Origin of the sequence: Streptomyces virginiae, from assembly GCF_040638905.1 — a bacterium.
GTDB lineage: Bacteria > Actinomycetota > Actinomycetes > Streptomycetales > Streptomycetaceae > Streptomyces > Streptomyces virginiae_B.
In genome coordinates this window covers 131,612-152,082 of record NZ_JBEZYV010000004.1, presented here as the reverse complement: position 1 = coordinate 152,082, position 20,471 = coordinate 131,612, and the positions used below count along the sequence as shown (strand labels likewise).

The following is a 20,471-nucleotide window of genomic DNA, read 5'->3' as shown; positions in this document are numbered from 1 at the left end:
CCCGACTACTCCACGGTCACGGACTTTGCGAGGTTACGCGGCTGGTCCACCTCGTTGCCCCGGGCCGTGGCCAGCTCGCAGGCGAACACCTGCAACGGCACCGTCGCCACCAGGGGCTGCAGCAGCGTCGGCGTCGCCGGGATGCGGATCAGGTGGTCCGCGTACGGGACGACCGCCTCGTCGCCCTCCTCGGCGATCACGATGGTCCGCGCCCCGCGCGCCCGGATCTCCTGGATGTTCGACACGATCTTGTCGTGGAGCACCGACCGGCCGCGCGGCGAGGGGACGACCACGACCACCGGGAGGTCCTTCTCGATGAGCGCGATCGGGCCGTGCTTGAGCTCGCCCGCCGCGAAGCCCTCGGCGTGCATGTACGCCAGCTCCTTGAGCTTGAGCGCGCCCTCCAGAGCCACCGGGTAGCCCACGTGTCGTCCGAGGAAGAGCACGGTGTCCTTCTCGGCGAGGGAGCGCGCGAGTTCGCGTACCGGCTCCATGGTCTCCAGGACGGTGTCCACGGCCGCGGCGATGTCCGACAGCTCGCGGATCACCGCCTGGATCTCGTCGCCCCACTTGGTGCCGCGGACCTGCCCGAGGTACAACGCGACCAGGTAGCAGGCCACCAGCTGCGTGAGGAAGGCCTTGGTGGAGGCGACGGCGACCTCCGGACCGGCGTGCGTGTAGAGCACGGCGTCCGATTCGCGCGGGATCGTCGACCCGTTCGTATTGCAGATGGCCAGCACCTTGGCGCCCTGCTCGCGTGCGTGGCGCAGCGCCATCAGGGTGTCCATGGTCTCGCCGGACTGCGAGATCGCGACCACCAGCGTCCGCTGGTCCAGGATCGGGTCGCGGTAGCGGAACTCGCTCGCCAGCTCCGTCTCGCACGGGATGCGGGTCCAGTGCTCGATGGCCAGCTTCGCGATCATGCCCGCGTGGTAAGCCGTACCGCACGCCACGATCACGACCTTGTCGACTTCCCTGAGCACCGAGACGGGGATGCGCACCTCGTCCAGGGTCAGCGAGCCGCTCGCGTCGATCCTGCCCAGGAGGGTGTCGGCGACAGCCTTCGGCTGCTCGGCGATCTCCTTGAGCATGAAGTAGTCATATCCCCCCTTCTCGGCCGCCGAGGCGTCCCAGTCCACGTGGTACGCCCGCACGGAGGCGGCCGAACCGTCGAAGTTGGTCACCGTGACCCCTTCGCGGCGGAGTTCGACGACCTGGTCCTGCCCCAGCTCGATCGCGGACCGCGTGTGGGCGATGAACGCGGCCACGTCCGAGGCGAGGAAGTTCTCTCCCTCTCCAACGCCCACCACCAGGGGCGAGTTCCGGCGCGCGCCGACCACCACGTCCGGTTCGTCGGCGTGCACGGCCACCAGGGTGAAGGCGCCTTCGAGACGGCGGCACACCTGCCGCATCGCCTCGGGGAGGTCGCCGGTGGCCGAGAACTGTTCCGCCAGCAGGTGGGCCACGACCTCGGTGTCGGTCTCGGACTCCAGCCGGTGTCCGCGCTCGGCGAGCTCCTCCCGCAGCGCGGCGAAGTTCTCGATAATGCCGTTGTGCACGACGGCCACGCGCCCCGAATTGTCAAGGTGCGGGTGGGCGTTGACGTCGGTGGGCCCGCCGTGGGTCGCCCACCGGGTGTGCCCGAGTCCCGTGGAACCGGCCGGCAGCGGGTGCGCGACCAGTTCCTTCTCCAGATTGACGAGCTTGCCGGCCTTCTTGGCGGCGGCCATGCTGCCGTCGGCGAGTACGGCGACCCCTGCCGAGTCGTAGCCGCGGTACTCCAGTCGCTTGAGTCCGGCGATGACCACATCGAGCGCAGACTGCGCTCCCACGTAACCCACAATTCCGCACATAGGCCGCAGCGTACGCCGTAGTTGGCCGTCTGCCCCGTACCTGAACACGCCGAAAACCCCGCCCCGGCAGTGCTGCCGGAACGGGGTGGGGGTGCGCCGGGATCAGCCGAGCTTCTTCACCTGGGCGTCGACGAGGGCCTTGGGCTGCTCGGCGGTGCCGGCCAGGCTCAGGGAGGAGAAGGTCGCGACCGTGTTGCCCTTGCGCACGAGGACCAGCTGGGTCGTCAGCTTCTCGCCGTCGGCGTCGAGCTCGACGGTCAGGGGCAGGGTTTCGTCACCACCGGTGACGGCGGCACCGGGCGTGACCTTGGTGATCTTGGTGGTCTCGCCGTCCTGGGTGGCCGCGTAGCCGCCGGAGCACTTCGCGCTCGCGGTCTTCACGGCGGCGAACGCCTCCTCGGCGCCCTTGGCCTCGTACGAGGCGAGCGTCACGGTGGTGGCCGTGGAGCCGAGGGCACCCGCGATCGCCTTCGCCGCCTCTTCCGGCGAGGTGCCGGCGGCGGGCTTCGGGGTGGCGATCGCCTTGGTGCGGGCCGTCCCGGAGGGGGTGCCGGCCGGGACGAAGGCCTGCGCCTGGACCAGGACCTTGCACTCGGGCTTGTCGCTGGTGGCGGTGGCACCGGCGGCGGCCTCGGCAGGCGTGGAGTCCTTGAAGGTGTGGTCCGCGAGGTCGGCCTGGGTCACCAGGAGCTTGGCCAGCTCCGCGTCGGTCATGCCCTTGGCGGCGGGGGCGGCCGACGTGGCCGGCGCGGACGGCTTGGCGTCCGTCTTGGTGTCGGCCTTGTCGGAGCCGCAGGCGGTGGCAAGCACGGCCAGGGACACCGCGGACGCGGTCATGACGGTACGACGGACGATTGCGGTACGCACGAAGGATCTCCCCCACAGACAACGAAGACGGGAACGACAGGAGTGCCGCCCGGACTTCGCGGGGCGCGCTTCGGAACTGCCGCACCGGGAAATCTACTATTCAAACGATCTTCCGACCGCGAATTTGCGCGGCCGCGGCACATCGTGACCGACGCGAGACCTCGAAGAGCCCCGAACCGGTACCGATTCCCGTGCGACCCGGAAACCCGGAACCGCGAGCGCACGGTTCCGGTCCGGGTGCCGGAGGTGATCAGCCGAGCTTCTTGAGCTGGGCGTCCACGAAGGCCTGCGGAAGCGCGGGCTTGCCCGTGAACTGGAAGGAGTGGATCACGACGAGGTTGTTGCCCTTGCGGAAGGCGACCATCTGGCTCTTCAGGGTTTCGCCGTCGCTCTCGGCGGTGAACGCCCACGACGCGGCGTCGTCGCCCGCGGTCAGAGCCGCGGGCCCGACCGACTTGACCACGGTCTTCTCGCCCTTCACCGTCGTGGTGAAACCGCCCGCGCAAGCCTGACCGGCCGCCTTCATCGAAGCCAGCGATTCTTCGGCGCCCTTGGCGTCGTACGACGCGAGCTGGACGGAGGTCAGGGTGATGCTCATCGGGTTGGCCGGATCGGTGGGCGCTCCGGTGCCGATGCGCTCGGTGGTGGTGACGGCCTTGCCGACGGGAGCCAGGCCGCCCGCCTCCGCCAGGGGCCTGCACTCCTGCTTGTCGGTGGTGACCTCGGCGGCCTTGGCCACGTCGTCGGCGCCGGCCTTCTCGATCTTCACCTTGGCCACGTCGCCGTCGGCCAGCGTGAGCTTCTCCAGCTCCGCCGGGCCGAGGGCCTTCGCCTCGGGCGTCGGCGCGGGGGCCGGGGTGCTCACGGACGGCTTGGCGTCGGCCTCGGCGCCACCCTGGCCGGAGCCGGTGCAGGCGGCGGCCAGCAGGCCCAGGGACGCCGCGGACGCGGTCAGTACGGCACGACGGACAAGAGAGGTACGCACGGAGGACTCCCACAGGGGCAACAGGGCAAGGCATGACAGAGCAGCGCGAACAGCGCCGCGGACAGGCGGCACACGGAAACGGACTGCGGCGCTCCGCACTGTACGGCCGTCCCCCGACCGCCGGTCTCCCGCTCGTGACCGCGGGCGCGGATCGTGATCAGGGCGCAACCCGCGTCGCCCCGAATCGAGACCCTTCCTCCCGTTGCGCACGTGACCGACCCCACCACCCACAACCGCCCCCCAGCCCCGACAATGGCGGTGTGATCACTTCGCCGCCACGAAGCAACACGCCCGCGGGTGCAACGGAGCACACCGGCCGGGAGGGTCAGCCCCCGCGCGCCGCGCACCGCCGCGGTCCTGAGGCCTCGCCGTACCTCGACCTCACCCGGGCCGAGTGGAGCGCCCTGCGCGAGCGGACGCCGCTGCCGCTCACCGCCGACGAGGTGGAGCGCCTGCGCGGCCTCGGCGACGTCATCGACCTCGACGAGGTCCGCGACGTCTACCTGCCGCTCTCGCGCCTCCTGAACCTCTACGTCGGCGCCACCAGCAACCTCCGCGGCACCCTCAACACCTTCCTCGGCGACGCCGGCAACGGCCACGGCGCGCAGGCGGGCACCCCCTTCGTCATAGGGGTGGCCGGTTCGGTCGCCGTCGGCAAATCCACGGTGGCCCGTCTGCTGCAGGCCCTGCTCGCCCGCTGGCCCGAGCACCCGCGGGTGGAGCTGGTCACCACCGACGGCTTCCTGTACCCGATGAAGGAGCTCCAGCGGCGCGGGCTCACTTCCCGCAAGGGCTTCCCCGAGTCCTACGACCGCCGGGCGCTCACCCGTTTCGTCGCCGACATCAAGGCCGGCAAGGACGAGGTGCGGGCCCCGGTCTACTCGCACCTGATCTACGACATCGTGCCGGGCGAGGAGCTCGTCGTACGCCGCCCGGACATCCTCATCGTCGAGGGCCTCAACGTACTCCAGCCGGCGCTGCCCGGCACCGACGGCCGGACCCGCGTCGCCCTCGCCGACTACTTCGACTTCAGCGTGTACGTGGACGCCCGCGCCGAGGACATCGAGCGGTGGTACCTCAACCGCTTCCGCAAGCTGCGCGAGACCGCCTTCCAGAACCCCTTCTCGTACTTCCGCAAGTACACGCAGGTCTCCGAGGAGGAGGCCATGGAGTACGCGCAGACGATGTGGCGGACCATCAACAGGCCCAATCTGCTGGAGAACGTGGCGCCCACCCGCGGCCGGGCCACGCTCGTCGTCCGCAAGGGCCCGGACCACAAAGTGCAGAAGCTGAGCCTGCGCAAGCTGTAGTGGCTAGGGTGCGGGGATGCTGCATCTGCGGATGATCACCCCGCACCACCTCACCGAGCAGGTGGTGGAGCTGGTCGACCGGACGGTCGGCACCACCCACCTGGTCGTCCTCACGGGCGCCGCCCGCGACCCGGAGGGCGACCTCGTGCTCTGCGACGTCGCCCGGGAGTCTGCCGACGAGCTGCTCCAGAACATGCGCGCGCTCGGCATCGGCGAGACCGGTTCCATCGCCGTCGAGAACATCGACCTGTCGATCTCCCGGCGCGCCGACCAGGCGGAGGTGGAGGCGCCGGGCGAGGCCGCCGACGCGGTGATCTGGGAGCAGCTCGCCGAATCGACGCACGAGGAGTCCACCCTCACCATCACCTACACCGCCTTCATGGTCCTGGCGACGATGATCGCGGCGTGCGGTGTCGTGCTCGACAACGCCGTGCTGATCGTGGGTGCGATGGCGGTCGGCCCCGAGTTCGGCCCGCTCGCCGGCGTGTGCACCGGTCTGGTGCGGCGCAGGCCCAAACTCGCCTGGCGCTCGTTCATCGCGCTGACGGTGGGCTTCACGGCGGCGATCGTGGCGACGACGGCCTTCAGTCTGGCCATGGACGCGCTGGGCCTCTTCCACGAGCACCTGCTGGAGAACGAACGGCCGAACACCAGCTTCATCTGGCAGCCCGACCCGTTCTCGTTCGTCGTGGCGCTGCTCGCCGGCGTGGCCGGCATGCTGTCGCTGACGTCGGCGAAGGCCGGCGCCCTGGTCGGCGTGGCGATCTCCGTCACCACGGTCCCGGCGGCCGCCAACGCCGCCGTGGCCCTCAGCTACGGCGACTTCGCCCAGATGTGGGGCTCCGGCATACAGCTGGCGCTCAACCTGGGCGGCATCATCCTTGCGGGCACGCTCACCCTCATCGCCTGGAAACTGCTGTGGCGCACCCAGCAGAACCGGATGATCCGGAAACCGGGTGCGCCACACGGGCCTGGCGGCGGAATCTAGGTACGGGACCTAAGACACGCCCTAGCCGAGCGCCGACTTCACGGCGTCCGCGAGGCGGCCGGCGACCGCGCGCGCCTGGTCGATGTCGGCAGCCTCGACCATCACCCGCACGAGTGGCTCCGTACCGGACGAACGCAGCAGCACCCGGCCGGTGGTGCCCAGCTCGCGCTCGGCGTCGGTCACCGCAACCGCCAGTTCGGCAGAGGTGGCGACGCGGGACTTGTCCACGTCGGGAACGTTGATCAGGACCTGCGGCAGCCGCTGCATGACGCCCGCCAGCTCGGCCAGGGACTTGCCGGTGGCCGCGACCCGCGCCGCCAGCAGCAGACCGGTCAGCGTGCCGTCGCCGGTGGTCGCGTGGTCGAGGATGATCACGTGGCCGGACTGCTCGCCGCCGAGCGCGTAACCGTGCTCCTTCATCGACTCCAGCACGTACCGGTCGCCGACCCCGGTCTGGACGACGTGGATGCCCTCGCCCTCCATGGCCAGCTTGAAGCCCAGGTTGGACATCACGGTCCCGACCACGGTGTTCTCGCGCAGCTGGCCGGCCTCGCGCATGGCCAGCGCCAGCACCGCGAGGATCTGGTCGCCGTCGACCTCGGCGCCGCTGCCGTCCACGGCCAGGCAGCGGTCCGCGTCGCCGTCGTGCGCGATGCCGAAGTCGGCGCCGTGCTCGACCACGGCCGCCTTCAGCAGGCCGAGGTGGGTGGAGCCGCAGCCGTCGTTGATGTTCAGGCCGTCCGGCTCGGCACCGATCGTGACGATCTCCGCGCCGGCCCGGGCGAACGCCTCCGGCGAGACGTAGGCGGCCGCGCCGTGCGCCTCGTCGAGGACGATCTTCAGGCCGTCGAGGCGGTTGGGCAGGACGCCGATGAGGTGGGAGACGTACTTCTCGAAGCCCTCGGTGTAGTCCGAGACGCGGCCGACGCCGGAGCCGGTGGGCCGGTCCCAGGGGGCGCCGGTGCGGTGCTCCTCGTAGGTCGACTCGATGCGGTCCTCCAGCTCGTCGGCGAGCTTGTGGCCGCCGCGGGCGAAGAACTTGATGCCGTTGTCGGGCATGGCGTTGTGGCTGGCGGAGAGCATAACGCCGAGGTCGGCACCCAGCGCACCGGTGAGATACGCCACCGCCGGGGTGGGCAGCACACCGACGCGCAGGACGTCCACGCCCGCGCTCGCGAGGCCGGCCACGACCGCGGCCTCGAGGAATTCACCGGAGGCCCGGGGGTCCCGGCCGACCACGGCGGTCGCCCGGTGGCCTTCGAAGGTGCCCGCCTCGGCGAGTACGTGGGCAGCCGCCACGGAGAGGCCGAGCGCGAGCTCCGCCGTCAGATCCGCGTTGGCGACGCCGCGTACACCGTCCGTCCCGAAGAGTCGTCCCACTGTTGTCCTCCCGAGTTTTGCGCTTCGCGTATGACCGCTTGTGTCAGGTATTTGCCGCTTGTGGCGGTAAACGAACCGCCCCGGCAGCACAGAGAGTGCTGCCGGGGCGGTTTCGTTGCAGAACAGCAGGCGCAGATTAACGCTTGCTGTACTGCGGAGCCTTACGGGCCTTCTTGAGACCGGCCTTCTTGCGCTCGACCGCACGGTCGTCGCGGGAGAGGAAGCCGGCCTTCTTCAGCGCCGGGCGGTTGTTGTCCACGTCCGCCTCGTTCAGCGCGCGGGCCACACCGAGGCGCAGGGCGCCGGCCTGGCCGGAGACGCCGCCACCCGAGATGCGGGCGATGACGTCGTAGCGGCCGTCGAGCTCCAGGAGCTTGAAGGGCTCGTTGACTTCCTGCTGGTGCACCTTGTTGGGGAAGTAGTCCTCAAGGGTGCGACCGTTGATCTTCCACTTGCCGGTGCCCGGAACGATCCGGACGCGGGCGATGGCGTTCTTGCGACGGCCCAGGCCGGCGGCCGGCTGGGGGTCACCGAAGCGACCGGCAAGGGACTCGGAGGTGTAGTCGCCCTCGACGACGACCTCGGACTCGGTGGTGTACTCCTCGACGCCCTCGAACTCGTCGACGGGGGTCTCGGCGGTGGTCTCGGCCACGATGCTCCTCAGAATTCTCTGTGTCTTAGGGGGTGGCCGGAACTACTGCGCGACCTGGGTGATCTCGAACGGCACCGGCTGCTGGGCAGCGTGGGGGTGCTGGTCGCCCGAGTAGACCTTCAGCTTCGAGAGCATCTGACGGCCCAGGGTGTTCTTGGGGAGCATGCCCTTGACGGCCTTCTCGACGGCCTTCTCCGGGTTGTTCGCCAGGAGGTCGTCGTAACGCACGGAACGCAGACCGCCCGGGAAACCGGAGTGGCGGTACGCCATCTTCTGGGAGGCCTTGTTGCCGGACAGGTGAACCTTGTCGGCGTTGATGATGATGACGAAGTCGCCCATGTCCATGTGGGGGGCATAGGTCGGCTTGTGCTTGCCCCTGAGGAGGGCAGCGGCCTGGGTCGCCAGACGGCCGAGGACGACGTCCTGGGCGTCGATGACGAGCCACTGGCGCGAGATGTCGCCGGGCTTGGGGCTGAACGTACGCACGCGTATGCCTTCGCTTCTTCAGTGGTGGGTCATCCCATAGGGCGCAAAGCCCCGCGGGAAGGATCCTGACAGGGTCACCACGGACGATCACGACAGCCCTCGTTCACTCCGGGGACGCAACCCGTGTGAACGGCCAACTGCTGGTCATCGGTCCGGTGGACCGGCGTAAGGCCCTTTCACGTGAGAATGAGAAAGCCAATACGCATAACAAACCAGCAGGATACCCAAGCAGACCCGTACGGGTCAAAACGCGGTCCGCGATGCCGATTCTGCTGACGTCGCGGCGCACTCCGGTTCGGTCCTGGGTGGGGACCCCGCAGTTGTTACGGGCCCCAGAATAACCCGACTGGAGCGCAGTGCATGACGCGCCAGCACGATCGCGAGCCCGCAAAGGGTGGCGCAGTCCTTGAAGGCGCGCCGTTTGTGGGCCAGCTCGGAGGGCCACGGGAGCAGGGCCAGCTGCGGCGTCAGGGCCAGCCAGAACCAGGGCGAGCGGGCCGTAGACCCCGATCGCACCACCGAGGCCAACAGCAGCGGCAGCACCACGAGCAGGTAGTGGTCGAAGGACGGCCGCGACACCAGGAATGCGGCGAGCATCACCATGCAGGCGGTCTCCACGAGACGCAGCTCACCGCCGTCGCCGTCCTGGTCCGTACGCCGCCACCGCGCCCAGGCCGCCCACAGACCGGCCGCGGCCCCCGCGAAGGCCACCAGCACCGCCAGCGGCTGCGGCACCCCCAGCCGCGGCAGCACCGCTATCGGCGAGGCGTCCCAGGGCAGTGCGTACGCGTCCTGCCCCTGGAGCAGGAACGGCAGGGTCTTGGTGAAGAACAGCGACGGGCTCGGCATCATCAGGGCACCGGCCAGCGAGACCCCCAGGGGCACCAGCACCGCCGCGGCCAGCCCCCGCCACTGGCGGGCCAGCAGGAAGAGCAGCCCGATCGGCACCAGCATCGGCTTGCAGGCGATGGCCAGCCCGACCACCAGTCCGGCCGCCCCCCAGGACCGCCGGTGCGCGAGCAGCAGCGCCACGGGCAGCGCGGCCGCCGAGATGGCCGTCCAGTTGCCGATCAGCACCAGGTTCACGTACGGCTTGTAGGCGAGGGCGAACACGGCGAGACCGCCGACCGCGAGGCGGGAGCGCAGCGGCACCGAGAACAGCCGCAGGGCCGCCAGCCAGCCGATGCCCAGCAGCCCCGACATGCCGACCGGCAGGATCCAGCGCAGCACCCCGCGCGGGACCAGCGCCTCCGGTACCGCCATGAGCACGGCGCTGGGCAGGTAGAGGAAGCGCTTGTCCTCGTACGGCGACCCGCCCTCCAGCAGCGTCTGCGCCGCCTTGACGACGAAGGCGTTGTCCGAGCCCCAGTTCGCCCGCAGGCTCGTGGAGACGCAGATCCCGAGGAGCACCGCGAGACAGAGCACCCGCCAGGACCGGGGGGCCGGCCGCAGCAGCCAGTCGACGAGCCGGTTCCCGGGCCTCAGCGCCTTCCACCTCATGAGCCAGATGCCAGGCCTCAGGCCCACGACGCCCCTCCCTCACCGTTAGCGCTTGCGTTCGACCCTGCGTTCGTCCCACACGGGCTCCTGAGTCTCCCGCACAACACCGTCCGAACCGAAGACCAGGTAGCGGTCAAATGTGCGCGCGAACCAGCGGTCGTGCGTGACGCACAGCACGGTCCCGTCGTAGGACTCCAGGCCGTCCTGGAGGGCTTCTGCGGACTCCAGGTCCAGGTTGTCCGTGGGCTCGTCCAGCAGCAGCGCCGTGGTGCCCGCCAGCTCCAGCAGCAGGATCTGGAAACGCGCCTGCTGGCCGCCCGAGAGCTTCTCGAAGGGCTGCTCGGCCTGGCGCTCCAGCTCGTAGCGGCGCAGAGCGCCCATCGCCTGTCCCAGGGGCTTGGCCGCCTCCGTCCACAGGATCTCGACGAGGGTGCGGCCGAACAGCTCCGGGTGGGCGTGGGTCTGGGCGAAATGGCCGGGAACCACCCGTGCGCCCAGCTTCCAGTCCCCGGTGTGCTTGACGTCCTCGCCGGCCAGCAGCCGCAGGAAGTGCGACTTGCCCGAGCCGTTCGAGCCGAGCACCGCCACCCGCTCCCCGTAGAAGACCTCCAGGGAGAACGGCTTCATCAGCCCGGTGAGCTCCAGGTTCTCCACGGTCAGCGCGCGCACGCCCGTACGGCCGCCCTTGAGCCGCATCTTGATGTCCTGCTCGCGCGGCGGCTCCGGCGGCGGACCGGCCTCCTCGAACTTCTGGAAGCGGGTCTGCATCGCCCGGTAGCGCGAGGCCATGTCGGGGCTGCTGGCGGCCTGGTTGCGCAACCGCAGCACCAGGGCCCTGAGCCGGGCGTGCTCCTCGTCCCAGCGCCGCTTGAGCTCCTCGAAGCGGGCGAAGCGCTCCTTGCGGGCCTCGTGGTAGGTACCGAAGCCCGCTCCGTGCACCCAGACGTCGGAGCCGGTCGGGCTCGCCTCTAGGCTGATGATCTTCTCGGCGGCCTGGGTCAGCAGCTCCCGGTCGTGGGAGACGAAGAGGACCGTCTTGCGGGTCGCCTTCAGCTGCTCCTCCAGCCACCGCTTGCCCGGGACGTCGAGGTAGTTGTCCGGCTCGTCGAGCAGCAGCACCTCGTCCGGCCCGCGCAGCAGCGCCTCCAGCACGAGCCGCTTCTGCTCACCGCCGGAGAGCGTGCGCACCTCGCGGAACTGGGCGGAGTCGTACGGGATGGCCAGCGCGGCCGTCGTGCAGACGTCCCACAGGGTCTCCGCCTCGTAGCCCTGGACGTCGGCCCAGTCGCTGAGGGCCTGGGCGTAGGCCATCTGCGCGGCCTCGTCGTCCACCGTCATGATCAGGTGCTCGGCGCGGTCGACGGCCTTCGCGGCCTCCCGGATCCGCGGCTGGGCCACCGAGACCAGCAGGTCCCGTACGGTCGTCTCGTCGCGTACGGAGCCCACGAACTGGGACATCACGCCGAGCCCGCCGCTGATCGTCACGCCGCCGCCGTGCGGCTGGAGCTCCCCCGAGATCAGCTTCAGCAGGGTGGTCTTGCCGGCGCCGTTCGCCCCGACCAGGGCGACCACCGCCCCCTCCCCCACGCGGAAGGAGACGTCGGGGAGCAGTACCCGCCCGTCGGGAAGGTAGTACTCCAGGTGGCTGGCTTCGAGATGTCCCATGCCGGGCATTGTCCAGGTCGGCGCACGATCCGCCCAAACGATTTGGCTGCGGCTCAGCAGCAGCCGGCGCCCGGCAGGGTCCGCATGTTGCGCGCTTCCCTGCTGCGGGCGGCCAGCAGCTCGTCCGCCGGGTAGCCGACCTCCTCCAGGGTCAGCCCGTGCGGCTTGACCACGTGCACCGAGGAGTCCCGTACGCCGGCCGCCAGCACCTTGCCGGGCCAGTCGGCGGGCCGGTGGCCGTCGCCCACGTGCAGCAGGGCGCCCACGAGGGAGCGGACCATGTTGTGGCAGAAGGCGTCGGCGCGGACGGTCGCGGTGACGATGCCGTCCTCGGCGCGCTCCCAGCTGAGCTGCTGGAGCGTGCGGATGGTCGTGGCGCCCTCGCGCTTCTTGCAGTAGGCGGCGAAGTCGTGCTCGCCCAGCAGCGCGGTGGCCGCCTCGTTCATGGCGTCCACGTCGAGGGGCCACTGGTGCCAGAGCACGTGGCCGCGGCGCAGCGGGTCCACTCCGCCCTGGTGGTCGCCGACGCGGTAGGCGTAGCGGCGCCAGATGGCGGAGAAGCGCGCGTTGAAGCCCTCGGGGGCCTCTGCGACCTTCCACACCCGTACGTCGTGCGGCAGGCGGCCGGCGAGGCGGCGCAGCAGCTTGTCGTGGTGCTCGGCCCAGACCTCCTCGGCGAGGTCGAACTGCGCGACCTGCCCGCGGGCGTGCACTCCCGCGTCCGTACGCCCGGCCACGGTCAGCTCGACCGGCTCCTTCAGCCGCATCACGGTCTGCAGGGCGCTCTCCAGCTCTCCCTGGACGGTCCGCAGCGTGCGCTGCTTCGCCCAGCCGGAGAAGTCCTTGCCGTCGTAGCTCAGGTCCAGCCGCACCCGGACGTGCCCGGGCTCCACCTCGTCACTCACGTGACCGATCCTCTCAGAATCACCCATATGCAGAACGGGCCCGCCCCGGGAAGGGGCGGGCCCGTTCAGAGCCGATCAAGCAAGCTCGATCCCGTAGCGGGATCAGGCCTCCTTGGTCTCCTCGACGGCCTCGGTCTCGGTGGCCTCGGCCTTGGCCTCCGCCTCCTTGACCGCGCGCTTCGTGGCGGCCTCGGCCTCACCGGTGGCCTGCTGGGCGACCGTAAGGGCCTCGACCAGCTCGATCACGGCCATCGGGGCGTTGTCGCCACGACGGTTGCCGATCTTGGTGATGCGCGTGTAACCACCGGGGCGGTTCTCGTAGCGCGGGGCGATCTCGGTGAACAGCGTGTGCACGATGCTCTTGTCCGTGATCGTCTGCAGCACCAGGCGACGGTTGTGGATGTCGCCCTTCTTCGCCTTGGTGACCAGACGCTCGGCGTAGGGACGCAGGCGGCGGGCCTTGGCCTCGGTGGTGGTGATGCGGCCGTGCTCGAAGAGCGCCTTCGCGAGGTTCGCGAGCAGGTGCTTCTCGTGTGCGGCGGAGCCGCCCAGGCGGGCACCCTTTGCGGGACGCGGCATTGTTACTCCTTCAAATCTGCACCGGCCGTGTCAGGTACCGGAGTCAGTTCCCTCAAGCGGTCGCGAGAGGGGGGTGCGGGGGGCGTGAGCCCCCCACAAGCTTTCTCAGTACTGCTCGGTCTCGACGAAACCGGCGTCCGCGTCGTCGTCGGCGCCGAAGGCGTCGGCGGCGGCGGTCGGGTCGAATCCGGGCGGGCTGTCCTTGAGGGCCAGGCCCATGCCGGCCAGCTTCGCCTTGACCTCGTCGATCGACTTCGCACCGAAGTTGCGGATGTCGAGCAGGTCGGCCTCGGAGCGGGCGACGAGCTCACCCACGGAGTGGATGCCCTCGCGCTTGAGGCAGTTGTACGACCGAACGGTGAGCTCCAGCTCCTCGATCGGCAGCGCCAGGTCGGCGGCCAGGGCGGCGTCCGTCGGGGACGGGCCCATGTCGATGCCCTCGGCGTCGATGTTGAGCTCGCGGGCCAGACCGAACAGCTCGACCAGGGTCTTGCCGGCGGACGCCATGGCGTCGCGCGGGCGCATGGCCTGCTTGGTCTCGACGTCGACGATGAGCTTGTCGAAGTCGGTGCGCTGCTCGACTCGGGTCGCCTCGACCTTGTAGGTGACCTTGAGGACCGGGCTGTAGATGGAGTCGACCGGGATGCGGCCGATCTCCTGGCCCAGCTGCTTGTTCTGGACGGCGGAGACGTAGCCGCGACCGCGCTCGACGGTCAGCTCCATCTCCAGCTTGCCCTTGCCGTTGAGCGTGGCGAGGACGAGGTCCGGGTTGTGCACCTCGACACCGGCCGGGGGCGCGATGTCGGCAGCGGTGACCAGGCCGGGACCCTGCTTGCGCAGGTACATCACGACCGGCTCGTCGTGCTCCGAGGAGACGACCAGCTGCTTGATGTTGAGGATGATGTCCGTGACGTCTTCCTTGACGCCCGGCACGGTGGTGAACTCGTGCAGGACGCCGTCCACGCGGATGCTGGTGACAGCGGCACCCGGGATGGAGGACAGGAGGGTACGGCGCAGGGAGTTGCCGAGGGTGTAGCCGAAGCCCGGCTCGAGCGGCTCGATCACGAAGCGCGAGCGGTACTCGTCAACGACCTCTTCGGTCAGCGACGGACGCTGAGCGATAAGCATGTCTGTGTTCCTTCATTCGTGGACGCCCACTATTTGACGCCCGACGGGGGCCGTACCGGGGTACGGCTACTGCAAGGGTACGGGCGGTACGTCCCCCGAAGGGGTCGTACCGCCCGGACACTCAAGAACGCAACGGTGCGTCCGCTGCGTCAGACGCGGCGGCGCTTCGGCGGGCGGCAGCCGTTGTGCGGGGTGGGGGTGACGTCCTGGATCGAGCCGACCTCGAGGCCGGTGGCCTGGAGGGAGCGGATCGCGGTCTCACGGCCGGAGCCGGGACCCTTGACGAAGACGTCGACCTTGCGCATGCCGTGCTCCTGCGCGCGACGGGCGGCCGACTCGGCGGCCATCTGCGCGGCGAAGGGGGTGGACTTGCGCGAGCCCTTGAAGCCGACGTGGCCGGCGGAGGCCCAGGAGATCACGTTGCCGGACGGGTCCGTGATCGAAACGATGGTGTTGTTGAACGTGCTCTTGATGTGGGCGTGCCCGTGAGCGACGTTCTTCTTTTCCTTGCGGCGCACCTTCTTGGCAGCGCCCTGACGACCCTTGGGGGGCATCTAAATCTCCTACGGGAGGTGGTCGGTCCTACAGCGCAAGACCGCTGAACAGGACTACTTCTTGCCCGGCTTCTTCTTACCGGCGATCGCGCGACGCGGGCCCTTGCGGGTACGCGCGTTCGTGCTGGTGCGCTGACCGTGCACCGGGAGGCCGCGACGGTGGCGGATGCCCTGGTAGCACTGGATCTCGATCTTGCGGCGGATGTCGCCCTGGATCTCGCGGCGGAGGTCACCCTCGGTACGGAGGTTGGCGTCCACGTACTCGCGGATCTTGACGAGGTCCTCTTCGGCCAGGTCACGAACGCGGGTGTTCGGGTTCACGCCGGTGGAGGCGAGGATCTCCTTGGACCGGGTGCGCCCGATACCGAAGACGTAGGTGAGTGCGATCTCCACACGCTTTTCGCGCGGGATGTCAACACCGGAAACGCGTGCCATTCAATGGCTCCTGTGTGTTCGGGGGTCTTCCACAGAACCGATCCCGACCGCCGACCACCCGTGTCGGGTGATGGTACGTCCGGGTCCCCGGCCCCCGCCGGAGGTGCCGCCGGCCCTTTGCGGGGCTGGGCGGGTTCTGCGTATGTACGTTTTCTTACGTCGCGCGAAGAACTGCGTTAAGGCAGGTCGGTCGGCGTGCGTCAGCCCTGGCGCTGCTTGTGGCGCAGGTTGTCGCAGATGACCATGACCCGGCCGTGACGGCGGATCACCTTGCACTTGTCGCAGATCTTCTTGACGCTCGGCTTGACCTTCATGTTGGTGAGGTTCTCCGGGTCAGTGCCACCACCCGCACCGGGACGGACGCCCAGGCAGGAGTGAGAGCAAGATCTACTTGTATCGGTAGACGATCCGGCCACGCGTCAGGTCGTAGGGAGAGAGCTCCACGACAACCCGGTCATCGGGCAGAATGCGGATGTAGTGCATGCGCATCTTCCCGCTGATGTGCGCGAGGACCTTGTGACCGTTCTGGAGTTCCACCTTGAACATCGCGTTCGGGAGGGACTCGATCACGGTGCCCTCGATTTCGATGGCACCTTGCTTCTTGGCCACGCTTCGCCTTTCGAATCGGCTACCTTGATCGACCCCGTGCGCCATGCAGGCATGGAAGTGCACGAGAGCCGACGAGTCAGTCTACGTCAGGGCACCCAGAAAAACGAATCCGGAAAGTTTGCCCAAGAGTCTAGATCATTAACCGAGGGGGTCCGGGGCCGTGGTGACCCCGTACTCCGCCAGCTTCGCCTTGCCGCAGTCCGGGCTGGTCAGGACGATCGGACCGGCCTCCGTCAGCGCGATGGAGTGCTCCCAGTGCGAGGACCAGGTGCCGTCCGTCGTGATGACCGTCCAGTCGTCCGAGAGGACCTCCGTCTGGGCGGTGCCCAGGGAGACCATCGGCTCGATCGCCAGGCAGACGCCCGGAACGAGCTTGATCCCCTTGCCCCGCTTGCGCGAGACGTAGTTCAGCAGGTGGGGGTCCATGTGCATCTCGGACCCGATGCCGTGGCCGCCGTAGTCCTCGATGATCCCGAACTTGCCGAGGCTGTGCTCACCGGTGGAGGGGCGGGGCTGGCGCTTGATGTACGTCTCGATCGCCTTGGAGATGTCCACGAGGCGGTTGCCCAGCTTCATCGCGGCGATGCCGGCCCACATCGACTCCTCCGTCACCCGGGAGAGCTCCACGAGCTCGGGGGCGTGACCGGTGCCCACGAAGGCGGTGTACGCCGCGTCGCCGTGCCAGCCGTCCACGATCGCGCCGGCGTCGATGGAGATGATGTCGCCGTCCTTGAGGACGGTCTTGTCGTCCGGGATGCCGTGGACGACGACCTCGTTGACCGAGGTGCAGATCGTCGCGGGGAAACCGCCGTAGCCGAGGAAGTTCGACTTCGCCCCGGCGTCCGCGATGACCTTGCGGGCCACCATGTCCAGATCCCGCGTCGTGGCGCCCGGTACGGCCGCCTCACGGGTCGCCGCATGGATCGCGGCGACGACCAGCCCCGCCTCGCGCATCTTCGCGATCTGCTCGGGGGTCTTGATCTGCACCATGTGGGCGTGCCTTCCGTTTTTTGCGGCTGAACCGCCGCCGCTCTCGCGGACGTGGTCGCTGTCCGCTGTGGTTGCTCAATTATCGGCTGATGCCGTGCCGCGGCGCGTCATGCAGACGGCCGCGGTGCCCCGAGGGGACACCGCGGCCGTACCTGCACACCAAGGGGTGACTACTTCTTGAGAGCGTCCATGGCGCGCTTGGTGACGTCCGACACCTCACCGAGGGCCGGGATGGTCACCAGCAGGCCCTGGGCCTTGTAGTAGTCGATGATCGGCTCGGTCTGCGTGTGGTAGACCTCCAGCCGGTTGCGGACGGTCGCCTCCGAGTCGTCACCGCGCTGGTACAGCTCGCCGCCGCAGGTGTCGCAGACACCTGCGGCCTTCGGCGCTGCGTACGTCACGTGGAAGACGTGCGAGGAGTCGTTGCGGCAGATCCGGCGGCCGGCGATGCGCTTGACGACCTCGTCCTCCTCGACCTCCAGGTCGAGGACGGCGTCAAGCTTCATGCCCGCGGCCTGGAGCATCACGTCGAGCGCCTCGGCCTGCGAGACGTTGCGCGGGAAGCCGTCGAGCAGGAAGCCGTTCACGGCGTCGGGCTGCTCCATCCGGTCCTTCGCCATGCCGATGGTCACCTCGTCGGGGACCAGGTCGCCGGCGTCCATGAACGCCTTCGCCTGCTTGCCCAGCTCGGTGCCCTGGCTGATGTTGGCCCGGAACAGGTCGCCCGTGGAGATGTGCGGGATCGACAGGTTCTTGGCAAGGAACGCGGCCTGCGTTCCCTTGCCCGCACCGGGCGGTCCGACGAGGACGATTCGCATCAGCGGAGGAACCCTTCGTAATTGCGCTGCTGGAGCTGGCTCTCGATCTGCTTCACGGTTTCCAGACCCACACCCACGATGATCAGGATGCTCGTCCCGCCGAACGGGAAGTTCTGGTTCGCTCCGAAGCCGGCCAACGCCATCGTCGGCACAAGAGCGATGAGACCCAGGTACAGCGACCCCGGCCAGGTGATCCGGTTGAGCACGTAGCTCAGGTACTCGGCGGTGGGTCGACCGGCGCGGATACCCGGAATGAACCCACCATACTTCTTCATGTTGTCTGCAACTTCCTCGGGGTTGAACGAGATCGCCACGTAGAAGAACGCGAAGAAGACGATCAGGAGGAAGTAGACAGCGATGTAGTACGGGTGGTCGCCCTTGACGAAGTGCTTCTGGATCCAGGTGGCCCAGCCCGCGGTGGACCCGCTGAACTGTACGACCAGCGCCGGGATGTAGAGCAGCGACGAGGCGAAGATGACGGGGATGATGCCCGCCTGGTTCACCTTGAGCGGGATGTAGGTGGAGGTACCGCCGTAGGCACGGCGGCCGATCATGCGCTTCGCGTACTGGACCGGGATCCGGCGCTGCGCCTGCTCGACGAAGACCACCAGGCCGACCATCGCGAGGCCGACCAGCATGACGACGCCGAACTCGACCCAGCCGTCCGCGATCTTGCCCTGCAGCTTGATCTGCCAGAGGGCGCCGATGAAGCCGGCGGCGATCGAGATGAACATGAGGATCGACATGCCGTTGCCGATGCCGCGGTCGGTGATGAGCTCACCGAGCCACATGACGACGCAGGTACCGGCGGTCATGGTGATCACCATGACGACCGTGGTGAAGATCGACCGGTCGGGAACGATCTGGCTGGCGACCTGGCAGCCCTGGAACAGGGCGCCGGTACGGGCGGTGGCGACGAGGCCCGTGCCCTGGAGGATCGCCAGCGCGACCGTCAGATAGCGCGTGTACTGAGTGATCTTCGCCGTGCCGGACTGGCCCTCTTTCTTGAGGGTCTCCAGCTTCGGGATGACCACGGTCAGCAGCTGCAGAATGATGCTCGCCGTGATGTACGGCATGATGCCGAGCGCAAAGATCGTGATCTGCAGCAGCGCACCGCCGCTGAACATGTTGACGAGGCCGAACAGACCATTGCTGCTCCCGGCCTGTTCCACGCAGATCTGTACGTTCTTGTAGCTCACGCCGGGCACGGGGACATGGGACCCGAGCCGGAACAGCACGATGATGCCGAGCGTGAAGAGCAGCTTCTTGCGCAGGTCGGGCGTCTTGAACGCCCGGGCGAACGCGGTGAGCACGGTGCCTCCTGCGACCCCCGCGCTACTGCGTCAGAGGTGACGGTCTGAGGGATCGACGTATACGACAAAGCAATGGTGCACGCCACCTTACCGGCGAGTGTGCCCCCCGTGGAACGACCAACCGGGGATGCCCCATATGTGAGGCATCCCCGGTCGGGTTTTGAGCTATTCAGCCACTGAAATCGTCTTAGACGAGCTCGGTGACGGTACCGCCGGCAGCGGTGATCTTCTCCTTGGCGGAGGCGGAGACGGCGTCAACCGAAACCTGCAGCGCCACGGAGAGCTCGCCCTGGCCCAGGACCTTGACGAGGCTGTTCTTGCGAACCGCGCCCTTGGCGACCAGGTCGGCCACCGTGACTTCTCCACCCTCGGGGTAGAGAGCGCCGAGCTTGTCCAGGTTGACGACCTGGAACTCGGTGCGGAACGGGTTCTTGAAGCCCTTGAGCTTCGGCAGGCGCATGTGGAGGGGCATCTGCCCGCCCTCGAAGCGCTGCGGGATCTGGTAACGGGCCTTCTGGCCCTTCGTACCACGACCGGCCGTCTTACCCTTCGACGCCTCACCGCGACCCACACGGGTCTTCGCGGTCTTGGCGCCGGGGGCGGGACGGAGGTTGTGGGCCTTCAGCGGGCTGTTCTCAGCCATGATTAGTCAACCTCCTCAACCGTCACGAGGTGGCGGACGGTGTGCACCATTCCGCGGAACTCGGGGCGGTCCTCCTTGACGACGACGTCGTTCAGGCGCTTGAGCCCGAGCGAACGCAGCGTGTCGCGGTGGTTCTGCTTGCTGCCGATGTACGACTTCGTCTGCGTGATCTTGAGGCGGGCCATCAGACACCCGCCCCAGCACGTGCACGGAGAAGAGCCGCGGGAGCGACGTCCTCGAGGGGCAGACCACGGCGAGCCGCGATCTCCTCGGGACGCTGCAGGCCCTTGAGCGCTGCCACGGTCGCGTGCACGATGTTGATCGCGTTCGACGAACCGAGCGACTTCGACAGGATGTCGTGAACGCCGGCGCACTCCAGAACGGCGCGCACCGGGCCACCGGCGATAACACCGGTACCGGGGGAAGCCGGCTTCAGCAGCACGACGCCCGCGGCACGCTCGCCCGTGATCGGGTGAGGGATGGTGCCCTGGATGCGGGGAACCTTGAAGAAGTTCTTCTTCGCTTCCTCGACACCCTTGGCGATGGCCGCGGGAACTTCCTTGGCCTTGCCGTAACCGACACCTACAGTGCCGTCACCGTCGCCCACCACGACCAGCGCGGTGAAGCTGAAGCGGCGACCACCCTTGACAACCTTGGCGACGCGGTTGATCGCGACAACGCGCTCAACGTAAGCGGTCTTCTCGGCGGCAGCGCCACCGTCGCGACCCTTCCGGTCCCGCCGCTCGCCGCCACCGGCACCGCTTCCGCGGCGCTGGGGTCCAGCCATTGGATTACCTCTCTCTGTTACGTC

At 68.7% G+C, this 20,471-nt stretch carries 23 protein-coding genes; 2 read left to right on the top strand and 21 right to left on the bottom strand.

Features of this window, described 5'->3' with window-relative positions; all coding sequences use genetic code 11:
* Window positions 1-5: 5 nt before the first annotated feature.
* From glmS to AB0F82_RS08595, 3 genes are all read right to left on the bottom strand, one after another.
* Complete coding sequence (gene glmS / locus AB0F82_RS08605; protein WP_362625077.1) at window positions 6-1,853, bottom strand: glutamine--fructose-6-phosphate transaminase (isomerizing); 1,848 nt, start codon at window positions 1,851-1,853, stop codon at window positions 6-8.
* A 102-nt stretch (window positions 1,854-1,955) separates the two neighbouring features.
* Window positions 1,956-2,720: a hypothetical protein gene (locus tag AB0F82_RS08600; protein WP_356811219.1), complete on the bottom strand. Its 765-nt coding sequence runs from the start codon at window positions 2,718-2,720 to the stop codon at window positions 1,956-1,958.
* 250 nt (window positions 2,721-2,970) lie between these two features.
* Window positions 2,971-3,705 carry a hypothetical protein gene (locus AB0F82_RS08595; RefSeq protein WP_356811220.1) on the bottom strand — a complete coding sequence of 245 codons (735 nt, stop codon included), beginning with the start codon at window positions 3,703-3,705 and terminating at the stop codon, window positions 2,971-2,973.
* Window positions 3,706-3,965: 260 nt separating this feature from the next.
* Here AB0F82_RS08595 and coaA point away from each other — a divergent pair, with 260 nt between their 5' ends.
* Both coaA and AB0F82_RS08585 read left to right on the top strand, forming a co-directional pair.
* Window positions 3,966-5,015, top strand: coding sequence for a type I pantothenate kinase (gene coaA / locus AB0F82_RS08590; RefSeq protein WP_356811221.1), 1,050 nt, complete (start codon window positions 3,966-3,968; stop codon window positions 5,013-5,015).
* Window positions 5,016-5,031: 16 nt separating this feature from the next.
* Window positions 5,032-6,003: a DUF389 domain-containing protein gene (locus AB0F82_RS08585; RefSeq protein ID WP_362625074.1), complete on the top strand. Its 972-nt coding sequence runs from the start codon at window positions 5,032-5,034 to the stop codon at window positions 6,001-6,003.
* 21 nt (window positions 6,004-6,024) lie between these two features.
* Here AB0F82_RS08585 and glmM read toward each other — a convergent pair whose 3' ends face one another.
* From glmM to rpsE, 18 genes are all read right to left on the bottom strand, one after another.
* Window positions 6,025-7,383 (bottom strand): phosphoglucosamine mutase, encoded by a 1,359-nt coding sequence (glmM, locus tag AB0F82_RS08580; RefSeq protein ID WP_356811223.1) that lies wholly within the window; start codon window positions 7,381-7,383, stop codon window positions 6,025-6,027.
* A gap of 136 nt (window positions 7,384-7,519) precedes the next feature.
* The gene (gene rpsI / locus AB0F82_RS08575; RefSeq protein ID WP_030773858.1) at window positions 7,520-8,035 is read right to left on the bottom strand and encodes a 30S ribosomal protein S9; all 516 of its coding nucleotides are present in this window, start codon (window positions 8,033-8,035) and stop codon (window positions 7,520-7,522) included.
* A gap of 42 nt (window positions 8,036-8,077) precedes the next feature.
* Window positions 8,078-8,521 carry a 50S ribosomal protein L13 gene (gene rplM, locus AB0F82_RS08570; protein WP_356811224.1) on the bottom strand — a complete coding sequence of 148 codons (444 nt, stop codon included), beginning with the start codon at window positions 8,519-8,521 and terminating at the stop codon, window positions 8,078-8,080.
* Between the two features lie 243 nt (window positions 8,522-8,764).
* A complete protein-coding gene (locus tag AB0F82_RS08565) occupies window positions 8,765-10,048 on the bottom strand; it encodes a glycosyltransferase family 87 protein (protein ID WP_362625071.1) in 1,284 nt (427 codons plus the stop codon).
* 18 nt (window positions 10,049-10,066) lie between these two features.
* Window positions 10,067-11,686 carry an ABC-F family ATP-binding cassette domain-containing protein gene (locus AB0F82_RS08560; protein ID WP_356811226.1) on the bottom strand — a complete coding sequence of 540 codons (1,620 nt, stop codon included), beginning with the start codon at window positions 11,684-11,686 and terminating at the stop codon, window positions 10,067-10,069.
* A gap of 53 nt (window positions 11,687-11,739) precedes the next feature.
* Window positions 11,740-12,591: a tRNA pseudouridine(38-40) synthase TruA gene (truA, locus tag AB0F82_RS08555; RefSeq protein ID WP_356811227.1), complete on the bottom strand. Its 852-nt coding sequence runs from the start codon at window positions 12,589-12,591 to the stop codon at window positions 11,740-11,742.
* 102 nt (window positions 12,592-12,693) lie between these two features.
* Complete coding sequence (gene rplQ, locus AB0F82_RS08550; protein ID WP_007265921.1) at window positions 12,694-13,170, bottom strand: 50S ribosomal protein L17; 477 nt, start codon at window positions 13,168-13,170, stop codon at window positions 12,694-12,696.
* Between the two features lie 105 nt (window positions 13,171-13,275).
* Window positions 13,276-14,298 (bottom strand): DNA-directed RNA polymerase subunit alpha, encoded by a 1,023-nt coding sequence (locus tag AB0F82_RS08545; RefSeq protein WP_007265920.1) that lies wholly within the window; start codon window positions 14,296-14,298, stop codon window positions 13,276-13,278.
* A 149-nt stretch (window positions 14,299-14,447) separates the two neighbouring features.
* The gene (gene rpsK / locus AB0F82_RS08540; protein WP_003956432.1) at window positions 14,448-14,852 is read right to left on the bottom strand and encodes a 30S ribosomal protein S11; all 405 of its coding nucleotides are present in this window, start codon (window positions 14,850-14,852) and stop codon (window positions 14,448-14,450) included.
* A 54-nt stretch (window positions 14,853-14,906) separates the two neighbouring features.
* Window positions 14,907-15,287: a 30S ribosomal protein S13 gene (gene rpsM / locus AB0F82_RS08535; RefSeq protein ID WP_007265919.1), complete on the bottom strand. Its 381-nt coding sequence runs from the start codon at window positions 15,285-15,287 to the stop codon at window positions 14,907-14,909.
* 200 nt (window positions 15,288-15,487) lie between these two features.
* Window positions 15,488-15,601 carry a 50S ribosomal protein L36 gene (gene rpmJ, locus AB0F82_RS08530; RefSeq protein WP_003956441.1) on the bottom strand — a complete coding sequence of 38 codons (114 nt, stop codon included), beginning with the start codon at window positions 15,599-15,601 and terminating at the stop codon, window positions 15,488-15,490.
* Window positions 15,602-15,674: 73 nt separating this feature from the next.
* Window positions 15,675-15,896 carry a translation initiation factor IF-1 gene (gene infA, locus AB0F82_RS08525; protein WP_003956442.1) on the bottom strand — a complete coding sequence of 74 codons (222 nt, stop codon included), beginning with the start codon at window positions 15,894-15,896 and terminating at the stop codon, window positions 15,675-15,677.
* A 138-nt stretch (window positions 15,897-16,034) separates the two neighbouring features.
* Window positions 16,035-16,886 carry a type I methionyl aminopeptidase gene (gene map, locus AB0F82_RS08520; RefSeq protein ID WP_030653658.1) on the bottom strand — a complete coding sequence of 284 codons (852 nt, stop codon included), beginning with the start codon at window positions 16,884-16,886 and terminating at the stop codon, window positions 16,035-16,037.
* Window positions 16,887-17,056: 170 nt separating this feature from the next.
* On the bottom strand, window positions 17,057-17,704 hold the full coding sequence (locus AB0F82_RS08515; protein WP_356811229.1) for an adenylate kinase: 648 nt from the start codon (window positions 17,702-17,704) through the stop codon (window positions 17,057-17,059).
* Entirely contained in the window at window positions 17,704-19,017 is a 1,314-nt protein-coding gene (gene secY, locus AB0F82_RS08510) for a preprotein translocase subunit SecY (RefSeq protein ID WP_136229681.1), read from the bottom strand. Before secY ends, AB0F82_RS08515 begins: the two co-directional genes overlap by 1 nt.
* Before the next feature lie 187 nt (window positions 19,018-19,204).
* On the bottom strand, window positions 19,205-19,660 hold the full coding sequence (rplO, locus tag AB0F82_RS08505) for a 50S ribosomal protein L15 (RefSeq protein ID WP_030026337.1): 456 nt from the start codon (window positions 19,658-19,660) through the stop codon (window positions 19,205-19,207).
* Between the two features lie 2 nt (window positions 19,661-19,662).
* Window positions 19,663-19,845: a 50S ribosomal protein L30 gene (rpmD, locus tag AB0F82_RS08500; RefSeq protein WP_005313525.1), complete on the bottom strand. Its 183-nt coding sequence runs from the start codon at window positions 19,843-19,845 to the stop codon at window positions 19,663-19,665.
* A complete protein-coding gene (gene rpsE / locus AB0F82_RS08495; protein ID WP_356811230.1) occupies window positions 19,845-20,447 on the bottom strand; it encodes a 30S ribosomal protein S5 in 603 nt (200 codons plus the stop codon). Before rpsE ends, rpmD begins: the two co-directional genes overlap by 1 nt.
* Window positions 20,448-20,471: the final 24 nt, after the last annotated feature.